The organism is Capnocytophaga felis (assembly GCF_009684755.1).
In the GTDB taxonomy this organism is placed as follows: Bacteria; Bacteroidota; Bacteroidia; order Flavobacteriales; family Flavobacteriaceae; genus Capnocytophaga; species Capnocytophaga felis.
The window spans coordinates 98300-122402 of record NZ_BLBC01000014.1; the positions used below are offsets into that span (position 1 = coordinate 98300).

The following is a 24103-nucleotide window of genomic DNA, read 5'->3' on the forward strand; positions in this document are numbered from 1 at the left end:
TATTATTTGAAATTAGAGGTTTAAGCTTCATCGTACTGATCTTCAATTTCTTCCAAATAATCTTTTAAATCAAAAAGCGAGTCAAAATTTTTGAAAGAAAGTTTGGTTTTGGTATCTTCTACTTGATGAATTAAATCATTTAATAAATCTAATGGAAGTTGCTCATAACCAAATAATTTATGGTCGAACTCAATGCCAACCACTACACCGTCATCATACATTCCCAAACACCAAAGTTCCAGAAACTCAGCCAGTGCAATTTGTGAAACGCAATATTTTGCCCATTCTTCCTTTTGGCAAAGTTTAGCACGTTTCTCCTCACTCCAAAAAAGAAGTACCGGACAAGCCTCTTCTTCCTCTTCATCATAAAAAAAATGATTAGACGGACACACAGCTATGTCTTTTTTATTCTTTAAAGTATAAACAATACCTGTTTCAACTACTTTTTTTATGAATTTATTATATCTTTCTTCTAATGTTTTTGAGTCTATTAACATTTTTTATTTCTTAAAATCAGATGAACTTTTATTTGTTAGCAAATACATTAAGATGAACAATCTATTTTAACCAATTATAGCCAAATTATTTTCCAAAAGAGGCTATTTTATTTAATTTGACTTGCTAATAAGGTGTTTTAAACAAAAATGAATTATCGTCGCATTCCTTGCATCATTTGCATCATTTTTCTGCCACCACCGCCTTGCATCATCTTCATCATTTTGCTCATTTGGTCGAACTGCTTCATCAATTGATTCACTTCTTGAATATCTCGTCCGCTTCCTTTGGCAATTCGTTTTTTACGGCTTGTGTCTATGATAGAAGGCGTACTACGTTCCTTAGGTGTCATTGAATAGATAATAGCTTCGATGTGTTTGAAGGCATCATCGTTAATGTCGAGGTCTTTCACGGCTTTCCCAACTCCAGGAAGCATTCCGAGTAGGTCTTTCATACTTCCCATTCGCTTGATTTGCTGAATTTGCTCTAAAAAATCATCAAAACCGAACTGATTTTTGGCAATTTTTTTCTGTAATTTTCGAGCTTGTTCCTCATCGAATTGTTCCTGGGCACGTTCTACAAGCGAAACCACGTCTCCCATTCCCAAAATACGGTCAGCCATACGTTCGGGATAGAAAATATCAATGGCATCCATCTTTTCGCCCGTCCCGATGAATTTGATAGGTTTGTTTACCACTGATTTAATAGAAATAGCAGCTCCACCGCGCGTGTCTCCGTCCAACTTCGTGAGGATAACTCCATCAAAGTTAAGCACATCGTTAAAGGCTTTGGCAGTATTCACGGCGTCTTGTCCAGTCATTGCATCAACTACGAAAAGGGTTTCTTGCGGATTGATGGCTTTATGAATGTTTGAAATTTCATTCATCATTTGTTCATCAACTGCCAAACGTCCTGCCGTATCTACAATTACTACATTGTAACCATTTGATTTGGCGTGCTGTATCCCTTTTTGAGCAATGTCAACAGGATTGTTATTGCCTTTGTCAGAAAAAACTTCCACACCAACCTGCTCGCCCACAATGTGAAGCTGGTCAATCGCTGCAGGACGGTAAACATCACAAGCTACGAGTAATGGTTTTTTATTTTTTTTCTTTTTAAGGAAGTTAGCTAATTTACCTGAAAAAGTAGTTTTACCCGAACCTTGCAAACCTGACATCAAAATCACAGATGGATTTCCTGACAAATTTACTCCGGAAGCATCGCCTCCCATAAGTTCGGTAAGTTCATCCTTAACGATTTTTACCATTAATTGTCCGGGCTGCAACGTAGTAAGTACGCTTTGTCCCAGAGCTTTCTCTTTAACTTTATTGGTAAATTCTTTTGCTATTTTGTAGTTTACGTCGGCATCAAGTAAGGCTCGGCGTACTTCTTTTAGAGTTTCGGCAACGTTAATTTCGGTAATTTTTCCGTGCCCTTTGAGGTTATGCAAGGCTTTTTCTAACTTATCACTTAAATTATCAAACATAATTTCCTATTTATTGAATATGCAAAGATACTAAAAAAGTGATAATGAGAAAGTGAAAAATAAAAAAGTTTTAAAAGACAGAAAATATAATAAATTGCAATAAAAAATAAGCAACAAGTAATAAACTTATTGCTTATTTGTATGATATAAAGTGCGTTATTTATTAATACTCTTGTTCTTTTTTCTGCATTACGGCTCCTGCAATTAGGGAAATTACAAGCCCTGAAAATAAACTCCCAATGATGGAAAATGTAAATGTAGTAAATGGAGAAAGAGAAAATTTCTCAGCCATTTCTCCCATAGCTTGTAATTGTTGTTCAGTCAAATTAGGATTAGCTTCAATCATTGCTTGTCGCTGAACTTCAAGGAGCTTTTCAAAATAATCAGGTTCAATTACAGTTGTAAAAAGTAACGCGTAAGCAGCTGCTATAACACCACCAATCAATGCAACTCCAATCCCTATTTTTAAGGCTTGGCTCAAAGATAAGTAACTATTATTTTCTGCCTTAAATTTTTTGATTGCAGAAACAATGAAAAATATTGAAATTCCTAAACCAATAATAGTCAGTAAGGCTCCCATCAGTGGGTTTGTGGAATAAGTATTTCCCATAGCATACCAAATCACACTCACTGCAATAGATACTAGCCCCAAATACAATCCGTTTTTCAGCATAATGTCTTTGCTGTTCACTACATTTGTTTCCATAAAAATAAGAATTTTAGTTAAAATTTATTCGCCAAATTTACAGAAATAAATCTTAATTACAAATAATTCTTAAAAAATGTTTACGATTATTCTGATTTTGTTTCTTCTTCTTTTTCCTCCTGCGGAAAAATTTCTATTTGAGGCTCTTTTAAAGTTTCCTCATTTGCAATGCTTCTTTCAAGAGCTAACAACAGACTTGGCAAAAACAGTAAGTTTGTAGCCATTGCAAAAAGTAATGTTACGGATACTAACCCTCCAAGAGCTTTCGTGCCGCCAAATCCTGATAACAAAAATACTGAAAATCCGAAAAGTAATACTATGGAAGTGTAAAACATACTAATTCCTGTCTCACGCAATGCTGCATAAACTGATTTGCTGATTTTCCAGTTTCGGGCAACCAATTCCTGACGATATTTCGCCAAAAAGTGAATTGTGTCATCTACCGAAATTCCAAATGCAATACTGAAAACCAATATGGTAGAAGGTTTTAACGGAATTCCCAAAAAGCCCATCATTCCTGCCGTTATTAACAAAGGTAAAATATTCGGAACTAATGAAACTATAATCATTTTAAATGAGCGGAACATATACGACATAATTAATGCAATCAGCAAAATCGCCAAAGCCAATGAATACACCAAATTCGTTACCAAATAAGAAGTTCCTTTTGTAAACAGATAGGCTTTTCCTGTGATTTTCAATTCGTATCTGTCTTCCGGAAACAATTTTTTAGCTTTCATATAAATACTTTCTTCAATTTGTTGCATTTTTTTCTCCGTGCCAATATCCTTAATAAAGGTAGTAATCCGAGCGGTTTGTCCTAACGAATCCACATAAGCTGACAACATTTGAGCGTTTCCTTTTGAATTTCGCACATACGACAAAATAAAATTCTGTTCCTGTGTGGTAGGCAATTCGTAATAATCCGGATTTCCGTTGTAATACGTTTGTTTTGCGTATTTTACCAAATTCAGAATCGAAATTGGTTTTGAAATTTCAGGAATTTCCTCCAAGTGAGACGTAAGTTCTTCAAGTCGTTTGAGAGTTGCCAGCTTGGTTACGCCATTTTTCTGTTTTGTATTTACGGTAATTTCCAAAGGCATAATTCCGCCAAATTCTTTCTCAAAAAATAAAATATCATCAAAGAAAGGAGCGGATTTAGGCATATCTTCAATCAAACTTCCTGAAATTTTGATTTGATAAATTCCGATAATGCTGCTAACCAACAACCCGACAGCAACAGAAAATACTGCAAATCGATGGTGTTTTACCGTATTTTCAAGCCAGCGAATAAGTCCACCCATCCAATTGCGACTCAAATGACGTAAATGTTTCGCCTTCGGAACTTTCATAAAACTATATATAATAGGAATTATGAGAAGTGAAATAAAGAAAATAGAAATCACACTTAATGAGGCAACTACACCAAATTCTTGCAAAAGGTCGCTCGCCGTGAATATAAACGTGGCAAAACCGATGGCGGTGGTAAGATTTGTTAGTAAAGTTACGTTACCGACATTTCGGATAACACGCTGCAATGATTTTGCCTGATTTCCGTGTTTATTTATTTCTTGCTGATATTTGTTAATCAAAAAGATACAATTTGGAATTCCAATAACGATTATTAGCGGTGGAATCAGCCCTGTGAGAATTGTAATTTCATAATCAAACAACCCGAGAAAACCAAACGTCCACATAACTCCGATAGACACAACTGTCATCGAAATAAACATCGCCCGAAAGGAACGGAAAAACAAGAAAAAAATCAATGAAGTTGTAAACAAAGCCGCCCCAATGAATAAACCTATCTCATCCGTAATACTTTGAGCACTAAGCGTACGAATGTACGGCATTCCCGAAGTGTGAACCTTCAGCTTAGTTTGTTGTTCAAAATTTTCTATTATAGGGATAAACTGATTAATAATGAAATCTTTACGAGCTTTAGTATTTATGATTTTTTTATCCATATACACCGCAGTTTGCAAAGTTTCCGTTTCCTTGTTATAAATTAATCCTTCATAAAAAGGAAGCCTTTCAGCAAGGACTTTTTTTATGCTGTCTGCCTGTTTTTGAGTTTCAATTTTTCCATTCAAAAGTGAACGCGTAACAAAACTTCCAGTTGCAGTATCTTTCACTAAAATTGGAAGATTTTCAATAGAAATTACAGCATTTATTTCCTTAAAATTTTTAAGTTTTTGGCTTAATTCATTCCATTGATTTAATATTTCAGGAGTGTAAATATTTTCATTTTTGATGGCAAGTAGAATTAAATTTCCTTCTTCCCCAAATTTTGATAAAAAGTCCTTGTACTCCAGATTTACAGGATGTTCGTTTGGCAACATATTCGCTTCCGTGAAAGTAAAACGAATGTTTTTCCACTGAATAGCCAAAAAAATGGTAATCAAGGCGATACCTATCAGAACAGTTATTCTATTTCGTAGTATTAAACGTGCAATGGTTGTCCAAAATTCTGCTTTAAACCATTTAATCATTGGTAATTTTTTAAAATATTCGTGCAAAAATAATAATTAATTTCCAGATTTCAGGATTAGATTTTCTAATTTATTCCTGAGAAACAATTAACCTTTCAAAGAGATGTCAAAAAACAAAAAAAGAGGTAACGAAAAAAATTCAAGTTACCTCTTTTTAATACTAATTATGATTTTATTTTTTCATTGGTGGATATTTTTCCAAAATTTTATTTACAAAATTAGCAATAGCTTCTTCCTTAGCTTCCACATTTTGAGGAATATAACCGGTTCCTTTTCCTTGCCAAATAAGTTCTTTTTTCTTAACATCAATAATTTCAATGTAAAGTGTTCCTTCCGCATTTGAACTTACATTGTAGGAAGCACCTCCCCAAAAAGGTCCCCAGCCTATTCCCCATCCCCAATAATAAGGATAGTTATTGTAAATGTTAATATTTTCACGTTCTCGTGTGAAAATATTAACCAAAAAATCAGGATTTTCAGAAACCACCATTCCTTTTCCATTCAGATTTTGTTCTATGGCACGCAAAATTCGTTTTTTATCCAAATCTGAAATTTGAGCTTTATCCACTCCCTCTTTAAAGAAAGCATACGATTTATAGGCAGAAAAATCTGCTTTCCCGTCATAATCCACTGCTACTGATATACTTGCACACGAAAATGAAGTCAAAGCAACGAATAAAACAATGATAATTGATACTGCATTTTTCATATTTTATACTTTTTATTGATTGAATATTTATCAAATAAATCTACCGCAAAATTCATACCGAAAATCATTATTTTTACTGAAAAAGCAAAAAAACTTACAAATTCTTTAAAAGAAGAAAATCAAAAGTCTTAAATTCCGAATTCGGTTTTAATTTTGTCCACAAAATCCAATTTTTCCCACGTAAAAAGCTCTACTTCAATAGTTTTTGTTTCATTGTAGGGTGAAGTAAAAACTTTAGTAATGGTTTGCGGAGTACGTCCCATATGCCCGTAAGCTGCTGTTTCACTGTATATTGGATTACGAAGTTTTAATCTTTGCTCAATATCATACGGACGTAATCTGAAAATTTTTCCAATTTTTTGAGCGATTTCACCATCGGTTAAGTTTACTTTTGAAGTTCCATAAGTATTGACGTACAGCCCGGTAGGTTCTGCAACTCCGATAGCGTAACTCACTTGAACCAAAATTTCATCAGCAACTCCGGCAGCAACCATATTTTTGGCAATATGTCGCATTGCATAAGCTGCACTTCTGTCCACTTTACTTGGGTCTTTTCCTGAAAAAGCCCCTCCGCCGTGAGCACCTTTTCCGCCATAAGTATCTACAATAATTTTTCTGCCTGTCAATCCTGTGTCACCGTGCGGACCTCCAATAACAAAAATACCTGTCGGGTTGATGTGATAAATAATATTTTCATCAAAGAAAGGAGCATATTGCGGATATTTTTTGATAACTCTTGGAATTAAGATAGTTACAACGTCATTTTTAATTTTTTGCAACATTTTTTCTTCTGTATCAAAATCATCGTGTTGCGTTGAAATTACTATTGTATTGACGCGGATAGGTTTGTTATCATCGCTATATTCCAACGTAACCTGACTTTTAGCATCGGGGCGAAGATATGTAATCTCTTTATTTTCACGACGTAACTCGGCTAATTCTTTCAATAAAGCGTGTGACAAATCCAACGCCAAAGGCATATAATTTTCAGTTTCATTAACTGCATAACCAAACATCATACCTTGGTCTCCAGCTCCTTGTTCTTCCGGATTTCCTCTGTCAACTCCTTGATTAATGTCAGGTGATTGTTCGTGAATTGCCGATAAAATTCCGCAAGAATTTGCCTCAAACATATATTCACTTTTGGTATAGCCAATTTTGCGAATAACATTTCGTGCAATTTGCTGAACATCAATATATGTGTTCGATTTTACTTCGCCAGCCAACACCACTTGCCCTGTTGTTACCAAAGTTTCGCAGGCAACTTTTGAAGTGGGGTCAAAGGCTAAAAAATTGTCAATAAGTGCATCACTAATTTGGTCTGCAATTTTGTCTGGATGTCCTTCTGAAACAGACTCGGAGGTAAATAAATATCCCATTTCTATAAAATTTTTAGAAAGGAAGATTTTAGGCGATAATTGCAATTTTCATTATTCATTCCTGACTATGAAAAGAATTATTTAGCAATTATAAAGTAATATAAATCACTGTTTTAGCATTTTTTTGGAAGTCCCAAAAAGAGGTTGCAATCAGTCCAAATCTTTCCTCTTGTTATTAATTCGGGGACAAAGGTACAAAAACAAACAAAAACAGAAAAACAAAAAAGAAAAATTTTACAGCCCTACCACGATTCCTACGTTAGGGATAAATCCTGTTGAAAATATACTTTTATTTTTGTTATAAAGTACATTATATGAAAGCCCAAGTTGCATATAGGCTCTTCCTCCCAAATGTTGCATATAACCGCCCCCTATGTATAAAGCATTTTCTCGTGCGTTGTAAGAAATTTTGGTAGTTTTATGTTTCTGTGATACAAAATAATGCTGAAAAGACGAACTTACAAAAAAATTTCTTTGTATGTAATAGCTAACAGAAGGACCAAATCCTAAGAGGTTGTTTTTATAGTATTCTGTACTTTGAAATGTGTAGTTCAGATTCATAGCTATTTCAAAGGCTTCTGAGATTTTATAACCAACTCTTGGCGTAATGAAAACTCCCAATCCGTAACTTCCTCCTGAAAGTCCTACATTTCCTCCAAAAGTCCAATTATTAGGTGAATAGACTTTTGATGCTGAAGAATTTCCTTGTTGAGCAGCCAAAAATCCGCAGATAAAAATAACCCCGAATGTTAAAATTAATTTCTTCATAATAAAATATTTACACTGGCAAAAGTACGCAAATATAATGATTGAGCAACTTTTTTACTCACTATAAAAATGTTAATTAACAATTTTTTATTTATTGAAGTCTTGTTTTTTTAATTATATGAACATAGTTTTGCATCGATTTTCGTTATAGTATAATAATTATATATTATGAATAAGATACTCCGTGTAATTTGTTTATTTAGTTTATTTATCTCAACACATCTAACAAAAGCAGAAAATGCTGTTTTTAAAACAATTAGTGATTCTATTAACTCAAAAGAGTATGTTGCTTTGGCTCTGAAAAAAATGGAAACGAGCATCAAAGATGTTTATGATGAAATTGGTGCCGAAGAATACGATTTAAACTTTGAAGCTTTCAGATATGCCTACATTGGTTATCAATCCCTCAGAAAACAGCAACGCTTAAATGATAAAGAAATCTTCTCAATTATTGACTTTTCAAAAGACTGCAACACAAAACGCTTCTACACAATTGATTTAGAAAACAAACAAGTTATCTACAATACTTACGTTGCACACGGCAAAAAAAGCGGAGAAAAAACAGCTACTTCATTTTCAAATGTTAAGGAATCTAACAAAAGTAGTATAGGTTTCTATATAACTGGGAAAACTTATATGGGAAGTAGAGGATTTAGTTTGCAACTTCACGGTGATGAAAAAGGTTATAACAGCAATATGGCTGAGCGTGGAGTTGTAATTCACACAGCAGATTATGCCAGTGAAGATTATATAAAAAGAAATGGGCGTATGGGAAGAAGCTTAGGATGTCCTGTGCTTCCTAAAAATATTTACAAACAAGTTATAGAAACTATTAAAGAAAAAACAATGATTTTTGCTTACTACAATAATCCGAAGTATTTGAGTTCTTCTAAATACTTGAATATATTGAAATTAATAGAATATTCTGTACTTTAATTTAATTGTTATATAAAAAACAGGACAGCATTTTTTACTGTCCTGTTTTTTTAGTTTTGAAATTTTCTTAACTCCTTGAGTTGTTCTTGGTCAAATCCGTATATATCATTTTTGATAATCAATTCTCCTTTTTCATCTACCCAAGCTGTAATATAAAGCATATTTACTAAGAATTTAGTATTCAGCGTAATACGTCTTTGATTTCTTCCCGAATTCATAGCCTCTACTACTTTTTCTCTTGTCCAATCATCTTGATTTTTCAAAAGAAGATATGCCAATTCTGCAGGCTCTTCCACGCGTATGCATCCGTGACTCAAAGCCCGATTTTCTCTGGCAAATAATTTTGGAGAAGGTGTATCGTGAAGGTAGATGCTCATATCATTTGTTAAAATGAATTTTACCAAACCTAAAGAATTTCGAGCAGAAGGAGCTTCCACAAATCTGAATTTCCGTTTGTTAATATCAGGGCTTTCCCAGTTAACGGTTTTAGGATCTACTTTTTTTCCGTTTTCGTAAAGTGTATATCCTCGTTTTTGATATTTTTCAGGGTCGGACTGTGATACTATTTGAGGAATCATTTCCTTTTTTATAATACTCTGAGGGACAGTCCAAGTGGGACGAAATTCAACATATTTTAACGTATCTACAAATACAGGTGTGGCTGTATATTCTTTTCCAACAATTACATTCATTTGATGAATCATAGAATCTTTGTGATATATAAACATTTTAAATTCAGGAATATTCACTACGATATAATTATCTCCTAAATCATTGTTTAACAACCGAATACGCTCCATATTGAGTTCAAGTAAATCACGTTTCTGTGAAATGGTCATATTCAAATAGTAAAGTGTTGATTTTCCTGGAATTCCATCAGGTTTAATGCCTTTATCTTCCTGAAATTTCATCAATGCTTTAAGCAATGTGCTGTCTACCTTATCCATTGAACTTTCAGGAATTGCTTCATAGCCTTTTTGTTTTAAATTATATCGTAAATTCTCCACCGATTTATCTCTGTAGCCTACGGAAAATTCTTTGGGTTTAAGGATTACAACTTCTGTTATTGAATCTTCTTCTGTGTTTTTCAAGATTTTATATTTCTCGCTCATTCGTTTGTAAAGAGAATGTTGAGGATGAAGAGCTTCAACAATTTCCGATAATTTCTCATTATCTTTTACCTTTAACAAGATTTCCAAATCGTCTCTGTTCTTTTTTGAGCGTCTCCACACGTGCTTTCCGTGAGCTAATTTTGTAATTCGTCCACGCCCTAAATGACTGGTTAATAGCAGAAAAGAAGATGTAATTTCCTTATCCAACTTTTCAATTTCTGAAAGAGTAGGGGAGGAAGCGTATAGACTATCAACGGATTGTAACAAGAATTTATGATTATACGTTTCAGGATTTAACCCATAATTTTCGGAATTCTCCAAAATTTTCATATATTCATAAAACAATTTTCCAGGCTTAGTTTCATAAAGCCAACGAGTTTGAAATCCGTTTTGTGTGTAGAAATTTTTAGTGTCAGAAATTACAGACTTTCGTAGTACACTGTCCTTTATAAATATTTGATTAAAAGACCTTTGTGTAGTATCAGATAAAGAAATTGTTTTGGAATTCTCATAAGTTTCTCGCTGTTTAATTTCCTCAACGAGTTCTTTTGGAGTTTGCTGATTTTTACAACTTTGTAAAATTATAAATATCCCTAAAAGGATAAGAAAATGTTTTTTCATTCTATTGAATTGAAAGTTAATAATATAAATATGCAATTTAATTTATTTAAATAATTTCGTTTTCTTTAAAAAACAACAATGTTTTTTCGATATATTGCTTCAAATCTTGTTTATTTGTGTCAAAATCTAAATATTCAATATATGTTTTTATGATCTCAGAATTGTAATGAATTTTTTTATTGAATATAATCAAAGTTACTATCAGTAGTTCAATAGCCAGAATTTGTTCTATATTTCTAATAACTTCATAACATTTTACGGCTGAACTTCCTCCCATTCCTTTAATATTTGTCATTTTTTCGGTAAAAATAGGACTTTCTACACTTACAGGAACTGATAATCGCTTATTTTCTGCTAAAATTCCTTCAGTTATACGCTGAAGAACAGGAAAATTTAAAAATATTGAGGAATTTTCATCGTTGTTTTCGGTACTTAAAGTAGAAATTAAGTAAAAAATTCTTCTTTCAGAGATATTTCCCAAGCTCGTCAATGCAATTGAAAGAAAATCCAAACCAAGTGACAACGGTAAAGTATGCGAATTCCCTCCCAAAATAATTTGTTTCTTTTCTGGGAAAACCAAAAGATTATCAGTTGTTGAATTGATTTCCGTTTTGATAATTTTTCTCACATATGCAATTGTATCTTTCACAGCTCCGTGTACTTGCGGAATGGCACAAAAAGCCTCAGGGGCGGAAGCAGCAACAGCTTTATTCAACTCTAATTTATTGTAATCCATAAATTTACGAATGGAATCGGCTGTTTGAATTTGTCCCTTATGCGGACGTACAATTTGTACTTGTTCTGAAAAAAACAAGCTATTTACACCAAAAACTTGCACCGAAATAGATGAAATAAAATCAGATATTCTGCACAATTTCAATGATTTAATCAAATTACAAGCCCCGAAAGCAGTTGTAAGTTGTGTGCCTCCCAACAAAGCTTCTGCTTCTTTATCTCTCAATTCAATGGGTTTCCATCCAAATTTAGATTCCAACTCACAGGCAGAAAAAACCTTTCCTTTAATTCGGACTTCTCCTTCTCCTATTAAAGGTAACGACAAGTGAGCCAGAGCAATACGGTCATCCGGAGTGTTTTTAGAATATACTACAGGCAATATGTTATTATTGAAAAAATCAAGCAAACGCTCCACAATTTCCAAACGTACACCGCTGAATCCGTAACATAATGATTGAATTTTAAGAAACAACATAAGTTTCACAACCTCGTCAGGAACTGCCTCTCCAACTCCGCTGGCATACGATTTCAGTACAAAATACTGATTATTAGTGTCCTTAATTTGAGATTCGTTTGAAATTTCTTCATTCAGAAAAGCATTACATTTTTGTACATTAATTATTGCTTCTTCTGATAACTTCAGTTTGATGTCATTGACTAATAAAGACTCAATATGCTCTAAAATCAATACATCATTGGATATATAGTGAATCATACTTTATTCATTCCTTTCAGGCACAAATATATGATTTTTTTGAATATACGAAAAAATGACCTTCAAATAATAAATGATTTTTCCTAATATTATAAAGAAAAAATCTTAAAAAAGTGTAAATTTGCCACCTTGATAATTTTACTAACTAAAAAGTTGCTTATGGCAAATCAATTTCCGCGAGGGCATAAAAAACTTCTAAAAGCTTGGATATTATATGATTGGGCGAATTCAGTATATAGTTTAACCATCGTTTCTGCGGTATTTCCTATTTTTTACGGATTATTGTTCAAAATTGCTAATATAACTCATATTCAGCTATTTGGAATTGATTTTAAAAACACAGCGGTAATTACGTTTGTTACGTCATTGGCTTTTTTGGTGGTAGTTTTGGTTTCTCCTATTTTAAGCGGAATAGCTGATTATCTGGGAAATAAAAAAACTTTTATGAAGTTTTTTTGTTACTTGGGAGCAATTTCGTGTATTGGTTTGTATTGGTTTTCATTGGAGAGCATCTATTTCGGACTTACGTGTTATTTTTTAGGAGTTGTAGGATTTTGGGGAAGTATCGTTTTTTATAATTCCTATTTGCCTGATATTGCCTTGCCGGAACAGTATGATGAAGTAAGTGCTAAAGGATTCATTATGGGATATTTAGGATGTACTACATTACTGATTTTCAATTTAGCAATGGTAATGTATCCGTCTTTTTTTGGCATTGGGGGAGATGAAACACAAGCTACCCTTACAGCAATGAAAATTTCATTTGTAACAGTAGGAGTTTGGTGGATTACTTTCAGTCAGTATTCTTTCAGGTATTTGCCTGATTTTGAGAAAGGAAGAGGAAAAATAAACAAAGACATTATTTTCAACGGATACAAAGAACTACGAGGTGTTTGGAGAAAATTGAAAGAATCTAACCGATTGAAAATGTTTCTGTTTGCATTTTTTGTATATAGTATGGGAGTGCAAACCATTATGTTAGTTGCGACTTATTTTGGTGAACAAGAAATTAAATGGAAAGGAGCCGAAGAACGTACTTTAGGGCTCATAATCAGTATTTTAATCATTCAAATTGTAGCGATTTTCGGAGCCAAATTAACGGTTATAGCGGTCAAAAAAATAGGTCAAATCCCTGTACTGATTGCCTTAAATTGTATTTGGATTATCATTTGTTTGGTGGCTTATTTCATCTATCTCCCGATACATTTTTATGCCACAGCTATGCTCGTGGGAATGGTAATGGGTGGTATTCAGACACTTTCTCGTTCCACCTACTCAAATTACTTACCCGAAACAAAAGATACAACATCTTTTTTTAGTTTTTTTGACGTAGCTGAAAAAATTGGCATTGTTATTGGTATGGGAATATATGGTGCCATCGACCAATTCACTAACAATATGCGAAATTCGGTAGTTTTTTTAGTTCTATTTTTTGGTTTCGGTGTATTTTTGTTATTGAAAGTTTTAAAGATGGAAAGAAGAAAAATGAAGTTAGAAAAACTTCAATCTAATTGAGATTAATCTATAAAATTTTATCAAAATTTGAGAAATCGGATTCATTTTTGATGATTTTTAATTTGATTTATTATGAAAAAACGTATTTTTATTTGTTTGTTTGGATTTGTTGTTGCTTTTGCTCAAGCACAAACTTTCGAAACTTCAAAAAAGGAAGTTCCCGTTGTGGTTCCGCTTGAGAATGCCCCTGAGCTTAATTCATCTAACAATTTGTTTTCCTTGCCTTTATCTACAAAAAAAGATGAATCGGGTTCTCTGTTGAAAAGACCTGAAAAAGAAATTAATTTCACGAAAAAAAGTGATTTAATCCGAAGAAAAGTGGATTTCAAGCCAAATTATCTAAATGACTATAAAAGAGAGGAATATGATGCTCCGAAAGGAAATCAATTTTTTGGAGATTTTGTAAGTAACGGAGGATTTGTAAATGTTTATTGTAGAGATTTTCAAGCTATTGATGGTGATAGAGTTAGCATTTTGGTTAATGATAAAGTAGAAATTCACGATATTTTCCTATTGGGTGAGTACACTGGTTTTCAAATCAATTTAAAACCCGGTTTTAACAAAATAGAATTTTTGGCTTTAAATCAAGGAGAATCAGGACCTAATACGGCTGATTTCAGAGTTTTAGACGATAGAGGTAAAATCATTGCTCAAAATCAATGGAATTTAGCGACGGGCTCAAAGGCTCAATTCGTTATTATTAAAGAAGTTAAAAATCAGGAAGAAGAAGAAAAGTAAATTCGGCTTTTATATTATTCACTAACAGTTAGTTAAACTTATGGAAGCAAAACAAGTTTTAGAAGCCTTTATTAATGAAATGAAAAACTTTGAGGAATTTTGGGGAGAAAAACTTCAAAATTTTTTAAATGATAGAAGTGAAGAAGGTTTATTACGATTGAAAGAAAAATTGATGGAAGATAATCGCGAAAAAAGATTGTCTGAAATAATTAATATTCAGGAGAAATTTTTATCAAAAAAAGCTTTATCTTTAAAACAAGATAGACGTACAACACTAACTTATCAAATTCCACCTGAGTATAATCAAATAATTACATCTGAGCGAAAAATTAATGATAAGAAATATGAAATCAATGTTTTGGATGATGACAACGATAAAAAAACTTATGTTTTGATTTTAGAAGATGGCGAGTGGAAAATAGACCAAATGGCATTTATGTATTACGATAAATGGAAAAAATCACGGCAATTGTTTTAAATTTTTCAAAAAATATTTACTTCAAATTCTAAATCTATATCAAACTTTTCTTTTACCGTATTTTTTACAAGATGAGCAACTTGAAGAATTTCCGAACCGGAAGCGTTGCCATAATTTACCAAAACAAGTGCTTGCTTTTCGTGTACGCCTGCATCACCTTTTCGATAGCCTTTTAATCCGCAAGTATCTATAAGCCAACCTGCAGGGATTTTTATATGATTGTCGTCAATAGAGTAAAAAGGCATTTGTGGAAATCGTTTTTGTAAAGCTTCAAACTTGATTTTCCCTATTATCGGATTTTTGAAAAAACTTCCGCTGTTTCCTATTTGTTTTGGGTCGGGAAGTTTGCTTTGTCTGATAAAAATTACAGCTTGTGAAACGTCTGTCGGAGTTGGATTTGTAATTCCTTTTTCTGTTAGAACTTTCTGAATATCACCATATTTTATGTTAAGAGAGTGATTTCTTTTCGTTAGCTTAAATGTTACAGATGTGATTATGTAATTTCCTTTTTCTTCATTTTTAAAAACAGACTCACGATATGCAAACTTACAATCGGCATTAGTAAAAATTCTTTTTTCTTGCGTTTTTATATGAATTGCGTGGCAAATTTCCATAATATCCTTAATTTCAACGCCATAAGCTCCTATATTTTGTACAGGAGTAGTTCCTACATTCCCCGGTATAAGTGACAGATTTTCAAGCCCTCCAAAACCTTGATTTAGTGTATATAATACAAATTCGTGCCAATTTTCGCCTGCCTGAGCTTTTATCCAAACAAAATCATCGGTTTGTTTTTCTACAGAAATTCCTTTTAATTGTATGTAAAAAACAGGATTTTCAACATCTTTAGTCAAAAGCATATTGCTACCGCCTCCCAAAACAAACGGATTTGAAAACTGTTTTAATGCTTCAATCAATTCCTGTTCAGTTCGTATTTTAACAAATTCGCTTGATTTAACATCTATATTAAAAGTATTGAATGGTTTTAAGGATATTTTCTTTTCTGAGAATATTTCTTTTGACATAATTGTATTTTTAATGCTGTTTTTTCTGTATCATTTCTTTTTTGCAAATATACAAAATCCACATATATTTTTAATTTTTTAATCAGTGTTTGGAATAACTTTTTTCCTTTTTGAAAAAGAAAAATTTAAAATGTTAATAATCTGTACAGTTAAGAAAAAAAGTTGATTCATTTCGCTCACGGATATTTCTCAAACTTGCTACTTCAAAAAAAATTACTACTTTTGTCCACAAGAAAAATCGTAATAAAATATGTTTGGAGATCTTATGGGAATGATGGGTAAGTTAAAAGAAACCCAGCAAAAAATTGAAGAAACGAAACAACGTTTAAATCACGTTTTGATAGATGAAGTTTCACCAAATGGCGGAATTAAAGTTACTGTAACTGCCAATAGGGAAATAAAATCAATTGAAATTAACGAAGATTTACTTTCTGATAAGGAAGAATTAGAAGACTATTTGGTACTTACGTTAAATAAAGCAATTGAGAAAGCTACACAAATCAATGAAAATGAGTTAGCTGCCGTTGCTAAACAAGGAATGCCTAATATCCCGGGTCTTTTCTCATAGGCACTTCAACTTTCATATAAACATTACTTTCAAGATAATTAAAATTTAAGATTATGGGCAAAATAATTGCTGTTGCAAATCAAAAAGGGGGAGTGGGAAAAACCACAACTTCAGTAAATCTGGCAGCTTCTTTAGGTGTACTTGAGAAAAAAGTATTGCTTATTGATGCTGATCCTCAAGCAAATGCCACTTCAGGATTGGGAATTGATATTGATTCCATTGAGCACGGAACTTACGAGCTTTTGGAACATACTGTGGAGGCAAAGGATATGATTATTCATACAGAATCGCCAAATTTAGATTTAATTGCAGCACATATTGACTTAGTAGCTATTGAAATTGAGTTAGTTGATAAAGAACAACGCGAATTTATGCTCAAAAAAGCCTTAGAGCCCATCAAAGACCAATATGATTTTATCTTGATTGATTGTGCTCCTTCATTAGGTTTAATTACATTAAATGCACTGACAGCTGCAAACTCTGTTATTATCCCTATTCAGTGTGAGTATTTTGCTCTGGAAGGTCTTGGAAAGCTTTTGAATACCATCAAACAAGTTCAAAAAGTATTTAACCCGAATCTGGACATTGAAGGGCTTCTTTTAACGATGTATGATGCTCGTTTACGTCTTTCAAATCAAGTAGTTGAAGAAGTTCAGAAACATTTCAGCGATATGGTTTTCAAAACAATTATCCAACGAAATGTACGCTTGAGCGAAGCTCCGAGCTTTGGTGAAACAATCATCAATTATGATGCAACCAGCAAGGGTGCTACCAACCATATTAATCTGGCACAGGAAATTATTGACAAAAATAAAGTTTAAATCATATAAATGGCTAAAGCATTCAAAAAACAAGCATTAGGAAGAGGTGTTTCGGTTATATTCGGAAATAATCCGGACAATGACATTAACTCAGTAAAGGACAAAGACGCTGAAAAAATAGTAGGTAACATCATTGAACTAGAGCTTGATTTTATAGAAGTTAATCCTTTTCAACCTCGTACTTCTTTTAATGAAGAAGAACTTAAAGGCTTGGCTTCTTCTATTGAAGAATTAGGTGTAATTCAACCTATTACGGTTCGTAAAATCGGGTTTAATAAGTTTCAATTGGTTTCTGGTGAGCGTCGTTTCAGAGCTTCGAAGTTGGCCGGATTGAAAACCATTCCTGCTTACGTTCGTATCGCTGATGATAACGAATCTCTGACAATGGCTTTGGTTGAAAATATCCAACGTCAAGATTTAGACCCAATTGAGATAGCTCTTTCTTATCAACGTTTGATTGAAGAAATTAATCTCACGCAAGACCAAATGAGTAAACGTGTGGGCAAAAAACGTTCTACGATTACTAACTATTTGAGACTTTTAAAGTTAGCTCCTGTAATTCAAACAGGAATTCGTGACGGATTCATTTCTATGGGACACGGACGTGCCATCATTACCATCGAAAATCCTGAACAACAAGTAGATATTTACCAACAAATCGTTTCTCAAAATTTGTCTGTTCGTGAGACGGAAGATTTAGTTCGAAGAATTCAAAACCCTGATTTGGAAACTACTGAAAGTGAAATATCAGAAAACGAAACCTCTAAAAATCAGAGCTTAAAAGCAGGAATTCCTTCGTACATTCAGGAGAATTTGGATAATTTCAGTCACTTTTTTGGTACGAAAGTTTCTGTAAAAGTTGCTAAAAACGGTAAAGGAACATTAACAATTCCTTTTTCTTCAGAAGAAGATTTTAAACGTATTCAAAGTTTGTTGAATAAAAATGTCTAAATCAATTGTTTTCATATTTATAATGTGGCTTAGCTTGTATGTATCGTATGCACAACAGGGAGCTGGTGTACAAGATACATTACAAGCGAAAGCTGTAAAAAGTGAATTTCAAATAATACAACAACCCACTTGGAATACAGACCCTCTTTCCCCTGCAAAGGCAGCATTTTACTCTGCCGTTCTTCCCGGTTTAGGACAAATCTATAACAAAAGTTATTGGAAAGTACCTCTCGTTTACGGAGCTATCGGGACAGGGATTTACTTTTATATCCGAAATACAAAAGAATTCAACCGATACCAAACAGCATATAAAAGACGAATGGCAGGACATACCGATGATGAATTTTACGGGAATAGGAGTGATGGTCAGCCACGTTTAAGCACCGATGGTTTGCGTAGAGCTCAACAATTTTACAGAAGAAATCAGGAACTTTCCTTGTTAATTACAGCGGGCTTGTACGCACTTAACATCATTGAAGCCAATGTAGATGCACATTTAAAGCAATTCAATGTAGATGAGCGTCTTTCTGTTGAACCTTTTTTTCAATCAAACGAGGTAAACGCAAAGCCTATGTTTGGAATAACAATGCAATATCGTTTTTAATACTTTCTTCCTCAAGGATATAAACTTTAAGAGTATTGTATTAAATCCCCATCTAAATGAAATATATTTTACTTATCATCAGCTTTTTTACAATTTCTTTCATTTCTTTGGCTCAAAATAAAGAACCAAAAGTTAAACGCATTGAAATCGTTTATGGAGGTGAATTCACTATTGACAATGCAAAATATCCTGGGGCAACCATTTTTAAGTCGGACGGAAATAAAGTTCAATTTAGGCATCAAGGATTAGATGTATGGTGTAATTTGGCTGTACTTTATGAGGAAAAAAATATTGTAATCGCTCACGGAGATGTACTTGTACAACAAGGAGATACATTACAGATGAATAGCCAATACATCTCCTATGACGGAAATCTGAAAACAGCCGTAGCTAAGGAAAATGTAGTTCTGAAAAACGAAACAATGACCCTTGAAACAGAAGAACTTTTTCTGGACAGAAATACACAAGAAGCTTACTATAATAACTTCGGGAAAATCACTGATGTAGAAAATGAATTGACAAGCCAAACAGGAAAGTACTTCATTACCAAAAAGAAAAATCAATTTACCAATTCCGTAAAGATTGTCAATAAAGATTTTACAGTAGATTCACAAGTGTTGGATTATTATCATCCTACGGGAAATGCTTATTTCTACGGAGCTACAACCATTATCGGGCAGGATTATAAAGTTTACTGTGAACGAGGTTTTTACGATACACGAAAAGAAGAAGGTTACTTTATGAAAAACGCAACTATCGATTATGATTTAAAAACCTTAAAAGGAGATAGTTTGTATTTTGACAAAAAGAAAAACTTTGCTTCCGGAACAAATAATATCGTTGTGATTGACACCATCAACAAAACCATAGTTAAGGGACATTATGGCGAAATTCACAAGGCTAAAGATTCAATGTTTATAACCAAAAAGCCCGTAATTATCTCATTAATTGAAAAAGATTCAATGTATATGCACGGAAAGAAAATACTGGTTACGGGGAAAGAGAAGAACAGAATAATTCGGGTGTTCCCTGATGCTCGTATTTTTAAATCGGATATGCAGGCAAAATGTGATTCCATTCACTCTGACGAATTTAACGGGCTTACGCAACTTATCGGCAAACCTGTGGTTTGGACAGGGGAAAGCCAAATGACAGGAGACAGTATCCACTTGATAGCCAACACAAAAACAGAGCAACTGGATTCACTTAAAGTTTTCAACAATGCGTTAGTGGTTGAAAAAGACACACTGAGTGACGGATACAATCAAGTAAAAGGAAAAGTTTTGTATGGCAAGTTCAAGAAAAATCAGCTCAAGCAAATTGATTTTCTTCAAAATACCGAATCTATCTATTATGTTTACAACGATAAAAAGGAAATGGTAGGCATCAATAAACTGACTTGCAGCCATATTAAACTTCATTTGGACGGGCAGCAACAAGTTGAACAAGTTGTTTTTATCACGCAACCCGTAGGAGATTTGTATCCTGAGGACAAGCTCCACAAAAATGACCGAAAGTTTCGGGAATTTATATGGCGTGGCGATGAACGAATTGCCCGCAAAGAAGAAATTTTTAGCGAGGAAGAAAGAAAATCTCAGCCTGTAAAAATACAAGGACCTAAAGAACCCGAAGAAGTTGATTTGGAAGAAGCCAAACTAAACGCCGAGCAAGACGAAAAAGAAGCTGCCGAACCCCAAAAATAGTTCGGCTGACAGTTATAAAAAAACATACGGCAAACTGAAAAAAGTTTGCCTATAAACTGAAAACACTTTGACGCCAAAGTTAAAATACTTTACGGTCAAAGTGTTTTTGTTTTTACCAAAAAGATCAAACTTAGAAAATTATCATTATAAATTTCTTCCCGTTAGAAAATAAAAAAATATACGTATAAAAAATAATTTATCGATTAGCTTCATCATTAAAAAATACTCTTACACTTTCGGAAATATCAAATAACATAGCAAATAAAACACTAAGGAAATTAATAAATTCAAGGTTAAAAAATTTCACTTTTCGAGTGTAGTAAGTTTGAAAGTTCGCAGTAAAATAAATTATTTTTTAGTGTTAATTTCATATTCTTAAACTTTCAGTGCTTTTGATTTAAGGTAAAAAAGCAAATATCAGAAAGTCATAATCTGTAATTATTAAAGTCTATTTTTATCTTATTTTACTGGTATAAAAATGGCTGAAAAATAGCATTTATAATTAATTGAAAGTCAATAAGCAAAAAAACGTACGTCAGAAAATAAATTTCTTGACGCTAAGAAAAAAATTTCCTGACGTCAAGAAGTTTCTAATCATACGTCAGTAATTTCATAATAGTACGTATCGACATAAAAAATCTCCGTTAAAAACATTCGGATTTTAACGGAGATTTTGTCTTTTTGGTATGTGTATTTCTATTTTTATTGCTCTATGGCTGCTTATCTTTTCTCTAAAAGTACCACATTTTCCACGTGATGCGTCTGCGGAAACATATCTACGGGTTGCACTTTGGTAACCTTATACATTGCGTCCATTAACGCCAAGTCGCGTGCTTGCGTAGCAGAATTACAACTCACATACACCACTTTAGGTGGGGCAATGTTGAGGATTTGCTGTACTACGTCCTTGTGCATTCCGTCGCGGGGCGGGTCGGTGATAATCAGGTCAGGGGTTCCGTTTTCAGCAATAAACGTCTCGTTGAAAACGTTTTTCATATCGCCCACAAAAAAATCAACGTTAGCAATATTATTGTTTCGGGCATTGGCTTTGGCATCTTCAATAGCTTCCGGAACTGCCTCTACGCCAACCACTTTCTTAGCTTTCTTAGCCACGAATTGAGCGATGGTACCCGTTCCGGTATAAAGGTCGTACACCAATTCATTTCCGGTTAGTCCAGCAAAATTGCGGGTTACTTTGTAGAGTTCGTAAGCCTGTTCGGAATTGGTTTGATAGAAGGATTTAGCGTTGATTTTGAACCGCAAACCTTCCATTTCCTCAAAGATGTAATCGCGTCCTTTGTAGCAAATAATTTCTTGGTCGTATATCGAATCGTTTGCTTTTCCGTTGATAATATATTGAAGCGATGTGATTTGCGGAATTTTTTCCGACAGGAAGTCGAGCAACAGTTCCCGTTTGGTTTTATTTTCCGAGAAGAATTGAATGACCACCATAAGCTCACCGGTGGAAGCGGTTCGTATCATCATCGAACGCAACAAACCTGACTGATTACGAGGGCTGTAGAACGGCATTTCGTGTTCCAAGGCGAACTGCTTTACCGCCAAGCGTATGGCATTGGACGGGTCGGCTTGCAAATGGCATTTTTTAACGTCAAGAATTTTATCCCAAGCCCCCGAAATGTGAAAGCCCAGCCCGTTGCGATTGTCAAGATTTTCTGAATCCTTTATTTCTTCGGGCGTGAGCCAACGCGTATCGGAAAAGGAAAATTCCATTTTATTGCGGTAAAAATAGATTTTTTCCGAGCCTAAAATGGGCTGTATTTCAGGGAGTTCTATTTTCCCTAAGCGTTTGAGATTATTTTCCACCTCTTGCTGTTTGTAAAAAAGCTGATGTTCGTAGCTCATATTTTGCCACTTACATCCGCCACAATACCCGAAGTGTTCGCAAACGGGAGCGGTTCGCTTTTCTGATTCCTTATGGATTTTCGTTACAAATCCTTCGTAATAAGCAGTTCTTTTTTTGGTAGTTTGAACATCCACCACGTCACCCGGTACGGCATCTGAAAGGAAAATAACCCTTCCGTCAGGGGCTTTGGCTACGCTTTTGCCTTTCGCACCGGCATCGATGACTTCTATATTTTCAAAAATTAAATTTTTATTTTTTCTTCCCATAATTGCGGGCAAAGATAATTCTTTATTGATAAAGAACAAAATATGCCAATCCAAGCATTAATCATAACCCATATTTTATAATTTGAAACACGGAATTAAGAATTTTTTCAGATATAAAAAAGAACAAAACATCATTCGTGCTGGTTTACAATATCTTAATTATTTTGAATTTTTAAAATCTCTTTTTAAAGAGCAACTTTTTAATTTTTTTCGGTTGATTATTCATTTTTTTTATATTTTTACGAATTCAATATGGTAAACCCACAAAATTAATTTTAGATGAATATAGCAATTGTTTGTTATCCTACCTTTGGCGGAAGTGGGGTAGTGGCAACCGAATTAGGATTGGCTTTAGCTCGGAAAGGGCATCAAGTACATTTTATAACATACAGTTACCCAGTACGTTTGGATTATTTAGAGGTGAATATTCATTTTCACGAGGTACACGTTGAGGAATATCCGTTATTCCATTATCAGCCGTATGAATTGGCACTTTCCAGCAAGATGGTTTCTGTGATAAAAACTTACCAGATAGATGTTTTGCACGTACATTATGCCATTCCGCACGCTTATGCAGGTTATATGGCAAAACAAATGCTAAAAAAAGAAGGGATTGAAATTCCGATGATTACAACCTTGCACGGAACGGATATTACCTTAGTGGGAAATCATCCGAATTACAAACAAGCCGTAACATTTAGCATCAATGAATCGGATGTGGTAACCTCTGTTTCAGAAAGTTTAAAGCAAGATACGTTGCGATTGTTCAATATTGAGAAAGAAATTTTTGTAATCCCGAATTTTATTGATATTGAGAAAGATATACACACAGCTCCGTGCAAACGTTCGATAATGGCACAAAAAAACGAACGAATTATCACCCATATTAGCAATTTCCGTAAGGTAAAACGAATCCCTGATGTGATTGATGTTTTTTACCGAGTGCAACAAAAAATTCCTTCCAAATTGATACTGGCCGGAGATGGCCCTGAAAGAGAATTTGCCGAGAATAAATGCAAACAGTTAGGCATCAAAAATAAAGTACTCTTTTTAGGAAACACGTTAGATGTAGATAGATTATTGTGTGCTTCCGATTTATTTTTATTACCTTCTGAATCAGAGAGTTTCGGGCTTTCTGCTTTGGAGGCAATGGCATCGGGCGTACCTGTAATTTCCTCAAATGCAGGAGGTTTATGTGAAGTAAATGAAAATGGTTTTTCAGGATTTTTAAGTCCTATCGGTGATATTAAAGATATGAGCAAAAATGCTATCTACATTTTGGAAGATGAAAATCGTTTGGCTCAATTCAAAAAACAAGCAAAAATTTCTGCTAAAAGATTTGATGAACGAAAAATTATTCCGATGTACGAGGAACTTTATGAAAAAACTATAAAAAATACATTAAATAAAAATTAA

At 33.7% G+C, this 24103-nt stretch carries 21 protein-coding genes; 10 read left to right on the top strand and 11 right to left on the bottom strand.

The features are described from left to right. Positions 1-20: 20 nt before the first annotated feature. The 7 genes from GN105_RS10890 to GN105_RS10920 form a co-directional block, all read right to left on the bottom strand. Entirely contained in the window at positions 21-497 is a 477-nt protein-coding gene (locus GN105_RS10890; protein ID WP_155285430.1) for a DUF2750 domain-containing protein, read from the bottom strand. Between the two features lie 152 nt (positions 498-649). Beyond that, entirely contained in the window at positions 650-1981 is a 1332-nt protein-coding gene (gene ffh, locus GN105_RS10895) for a signal recognition particle protein (protein ID WP_155285431.1), read from the bottom strand. A gap of 163 nt (positions 1982-2144) precedes the next feature. After that, positions 2145-2687 (bottom strand): DUF4199 domain-containing protein, encoded by a 543-nt coding sequence (locus GN105_RS10900; RefSeq protein WP_155285432.1) that lies wholly within the window; start codon positions 2685-2687, stop codon positions 2145-2147. A gap of 86 nt (positions 2688-2773) precedes the next feature. Next, positions 2774-5179, bottom strand: coding sequence for an efflux RND transporter permease subunit (locus GN105_RS10905; RefSeq protein ID WP_155285433.1), 2406 nt, complete (start codon positions 5177-5179; stop codon positions 2774-2776). Positions 5180-5351: 172 nt separating this feature from the next. Next, positions 5352-5888: a DUF4136 domain-containing protein gene (locus tag GN105_RS10910; RefSeq protein ID WP_155285434.1), complete on the bottom strand. Its 537-nt coding sequence runs from the start codon at positions 5886-5888 to the stop codon at positions 5352-5354. Between the two features lie 128 nt (positions 5889-6016). Then, positions 6017-7267: a methionine adenosyltransferase gene (gene metK, locus GN105_RS10915; RefSeq protein ID WP_155285435.1), complete on the bottom strand. Its 1251-nt coding sequence runs from the start codon at positions 7265-7267 to the stop codon at positions 6017-6019. Positions 7268-7501: 234 nt separating this feature from the next. Continuing rightward, positions 7502-8035, bottom strand: a complete 534-nt coding sequence (locus GN105_RS10920; RefSeq protein ID WP_155285436.1) for a hypothetical protein — start codon at positions 8033-8035, stop codon at positions 7502-7504. 168 nt (positions 8036-8203) lie between these two features. Between GN105_RS10920 and GN105_RS10925 the strand changes: the two genes are divergently transcribed. Next, a complete protein-coding gene (locus GN105_RS10925; protein WP_155285437.1) occupies positions 8204-8971 on the top strand; it encodes a murein L,D-transpeptidase catalytic domain family protein in 768 nt (255 codons plus the stop codon). Between the two features lie 50 nt (positions 8972-9021). On the opposite strand, the gene GN105_RS10930 is transcribed toward GN105_RS10925, so the two are convergent. Together GN105_RS10930 and GN105_RS10935 are read right to left on the bottom strand one after the other, a co-directional pair. Further along, complete coding sequence (locus tag GN105_RS10930) at positions 9022-10704, bottom strand: L,D-transpeptidase family protein (RefSeq protein WP_155285438.1); 1683 nt, start codon at positions 10702-10704, stop codon at positions 9022-9024. 46 nt (positions 10705-10750) lie between these two features. Further along, positions 10751-12154 carry an aromatic amino acid ammonia-lyase gene (locus GN105_RS10935; RefSeq protein ID WP_155285439.1) on the bottom strand — a complete coding sequence of 468 codons (1404 nt, stop codon included), beginning with the start codon at positions 12152-12154 and terminating at the stop codon, positions 10751-10753. A gap of 159 nt (positions 12155-12313) precedes the next feature. On the opposite strand from GN105_RS10935, the gene GN105_RS10940 reads away from it, so the two are divergent. From GN105_RS10940 to GN105_RS10950, 3 genes are all read left to right on the top strand, one after another. Then, positions 12314-13669 carry an MFS transporter gene (locus tag GN105_RS10940; protein ID WP_155285440.1) on the top strand — a complete coding sequence of 452 codons (1356 nt, stop codon included), beginning with the start codon at positions 12314-12316 and terminating at the stop codon, positions 13667-13669. Between the two features lie 72 nt (positions 13670-13741). After that, positions 13742-14407, top strand: coding sequence for a hypothetical protein (locus GN105_RS10945; RefSeq protein ID WP_155285441.1), 666 nt, complete (start codon positions 13742-13744; stop codon positions 14405-14407). Between the two features lie 40 nt (positions 14408-14447). Further along, entirely contained in the window at positions 14448-14885 is a 438-nt protein-coding gene (locus GN105_RS10950) for an NTF2 fold immunity protein (protein ID WP_155285442.1), read from the top strand. 5 nt (positions 14886-14890) lie between these two features. Here the strand turns inward: GN105_RS10950 and murB are convergent, their stop codons facing one another. Then, positions 14891-15910: a UDP-N-acetylmuramate dehydrogenase gene (gene murB / locus GN105_RS10955; RefSeq protein WP_155285443.1), complete on the bottom strand. Its 1020-nt coding sequence runs from the start codon at positions 15908-15910 to the stop codon at positions 14891-14893. A gap of 250 nt (positions 15911-16160) precedes the next feature. On the opposite strand from murB, the gene GN105_RS10960 reads away from it, so the two are divergent. The 5 genes from GN105_RS10960 to GN105_RS10980 are packed head-to-tail and all read left to right on the top strand — an operon-like array spanning position 16161 to position 20557. Continuing rightward, a complete protein-coding gene (locus GN105_RS10960) occupies positions 16161-16478 on the top strand; it encodes a YbaB/EbfC family nucleoid-associated protein (protein WP_155285444.1) in 318 nt (105 codons plus the stop codon). A 53-nt stretch (positions 16479-16531) separates the two neighbouring features. Then, on the top strand, positions 16532-17299 hold the full coding sequence (locus GN105_RS10965) for a ParA family protein (RefSeq protein ID WP_095894589.1): 768 nt from the start codon (positions 16532-16534) through the stop codon (positions 17297-17299). 9 nt (positions 17300-17308) lie between these two features. Next, entirely contained in the window at positions 17309-18250 is a 942-nt protein-coding gene (locus GN105_RS10970) for a ParB/RepB/Spo0J family partition protein (protein WP_155285445.1), read from the top strand. Further along, positions 18243-18854, top strand: coding sequence for a DUF5683 domain-containing protein (locus GN105_RS10975; protein WP_155285446.1), 612 nt, complete (start codon positions 18243-18245; stop codon positions 18852-18854). Before GN105_RS10970 ends, GN105_RS10975 begins: the two co-directional genes overlap by 8 nt. Positions 18855-18910: 56 nt before the next feature. Then, positions 18911-20557 (top strand): OstA-like protein, encoded by a 1647-nt coding sequence (locus tag GN105_RS10980; RefSeq protein ID WP_155285447.1) that lies wholly within the window; start codon positions 18911-18913, stop codon positions 20555-20557. Positions 20558-21277: 720 nt separating this feature from the next. Here GN105_RS10980 and rlmD read toward each other — a convergent pair. Further along, a complete protein-coding gene (gene rlmD, locus GN105_RS10985) occupies positions 21278-22687 on the bottom strand; it encodes a 23S rRNA (uracil(1939)-C(5))-methyltransferase RlmD (protein ID WP_155285448.1) in 1410 nt (469 codons plus the stop codon). Positions 22688-22966: 279 nt separating this feature from the next. On the opposite strand from rlmD, the gene bshA reads away from it, so the two are divergent. Then, positions 22967-24103, top strand: coding sequence for an N-acetyl-alpha-D-glucosaminyl L-malate synthase BshA (gene bshA / locus GN105_RS10990; RefSeq protein ID WP_155285449.1), 1137 nt, complete (start codon positions 22967-22969; stop codon positions 24101-24103).